This window comes from Stutzerimonas stutzeri (genome assembly GCF_000935215.1).
GTDB lineage: Bacteria > Pseudomonadota > Gammaproteobacteria > Pseudomonadales > Pseudomonadaceae > Stutzerimonas.
Genome location: NZ_JXXD01000274.1, coordinates 1 through 1780, shown reverse-complemented (window position 1 = coordinate 1780; position 1780 = coordinate 1). Strand labels below are relative to the sequence as shown.

1 protein-coding gene is annotated in these 1780 nt (G+C 66.1%); it reads right to left on the bottom strand.

The window, feature by feature from the left end:
- Window positions 1–106 precede the first annotated feature (106 nt).
- Window positions 107–1780, bottom strand: coding sequence for a choline dehydrogenase (gene betA / locus LO50_RS21805; RefSeq protein WP_044316347.1), 1674 nt, complete (start codon window positions 1778–1780; stop codon window positions 107–109).

Sequence of the window (1780 nt, the reverse complement as noted above, 5' to 3'; positions counted from 1 at the left end):
GCGTTTTCGTTTCTGGCTACGCGCAACGGTCGCTCCACACCAATTAGCGCCAGCCGCGTAGGGTGGAAAACGGCGAAGCCTTTTCCACCACCTGACGGCGAACGCGTCAACGCTGCGGAGGTTGCCGCACCGGTGCGCCGTTGGCCACGTAGTAGCTCGCCGTGCTGCGCGGCAGCGACTCGCGACCGCGAATCCGGTCGGCGATCTTCTCGGCCAGCATGATGGTGGTGGCGTTGAGGTTGCCGGTGATGATCTGCGGCATGATCGAGGCATCCACCACGCGCAGCCCTTCCACCCCATGCACGCGACCCTGCCCGTCCACCACGGCCATATCGTCCGTGCCCATCTTGCAGGAGCAGGACGGGTGATAGGCCGTCTCCGCGTGCTCGCGGACAAAGGCGTCCAGCTCGGCATCGCTCTGCGCTTCCACACCCGGGTTCAGCTCGCGACCACGGTAGGGATCGAGCGCGGGCTGCGCGATGATCTCGCGGGTGAGGCGAATGGCATCGCGGAACTCGCGCCAGTCCTGCTCGTGGGCCATGTAGTTGAACAGGATGCTCGGATCGACCCGCGGATCGGTGGAGCGAATCTCGATGCGCCCTCGACTGGGTGAACGCATCGAGCCGACGTGGGCCTGGAAGCTGTGCCCGTTGTGGGCATTGCTGCCGTTGTAGCTGACCGCCACCGGCAGGAAGTGGAACTGGATGTTCGGCCATTCGAACTCGTCGCTGCTGCGGATGAAACCGCCGGCCTCGAACTGGTTGCTGGCACCGATGCCGCTGCCGAGGAACAGCCATTCGGCGCCGATGGCCGGCTGGTTCCACCACTTCAGCGCCGGGTACAGCGACACCGGCTTCAGGCACTCGAACTGCAGGTACATTTCCAGGTGATCCTGCAGGTTCTGGCCGACACCGGGCAGCTCCTGCACCAGCGTGACGCCGAGCTTCTTCAGCAACGCGCCAGGGCCAACTCCCGAGCGCTGCAGGATTTGCGGCGAGGCGATGGCGCCGCCGCACAGCAGCACTTCACGGCGTGCACGCGCCACCTGTGGCTGCTCGCGGCCGCGCAGGTAACGAACGCCGACGGCACGCTTGCTCTCGAACAGCACACGGTCGGTGACGGCATGGGTGTGGATGGTCAGGTTCGGCCGCTCCTTGGCCTGATCCAGATAACCGCGCGCCGTGCTGGCGCGCCGGCCCTGGGGCGTCACGGTGCGATCCATCGGGCCGAAGCCTTCCTGCTGGTAGCCGTTGAGGTCATCGGTACGCGGGAAGCCCGCCTGCACGCCCGCTTCCACCATGGCGTGGAACAGCTCGTTGTTGTCTGCCTTGGGTGTGGTCACGCTGACCGGGCCGTCGCCGCCGTGGTAGTCGTTGGGGCCGATGTCACGCGACTCGGCCTTGCGGAAGTACGGCAGGCAGTCGAGGTAGGTCCAGTCCTCCAGCCCCGGAGTCTTGGCCCAGTTGTCGTAGTCCAGGGCGTTGCCGCGGATGTAGCACATGCCATTGATCAGCGAAGAACCACCCAGGCCCTTGCCGCGACCGCAGTCCATGCGGCGGTTGTTCATGTGCGGCTCGGGGTCGGTCTTGTAGGCCCAGTTGTAGCGGGTGCCCTGCAGTGGATACGCCAGTGCTGCGGGCATCTGGGTGCGGAAGTCCAGCCGATAGTCCGGGCCGCCGGCTTCCAGCAGCAGCACGCTGACGTCGGCGTCCTCGGTCAGGCGCGCGGCGAGCACGTTACCCGCCGAGCCGGCGCCGATGATGATGTAGTCATATTCCAT

What these genes read in the sequence shown, in the direction of transcription:
- betA (WP_044316347.1), bottom strand. Translation starts at nt 1,780, where the DNA reads ATGGAATATGACTACATCATCATCGGCGCCGGCTCGGCGGGTAACGTG.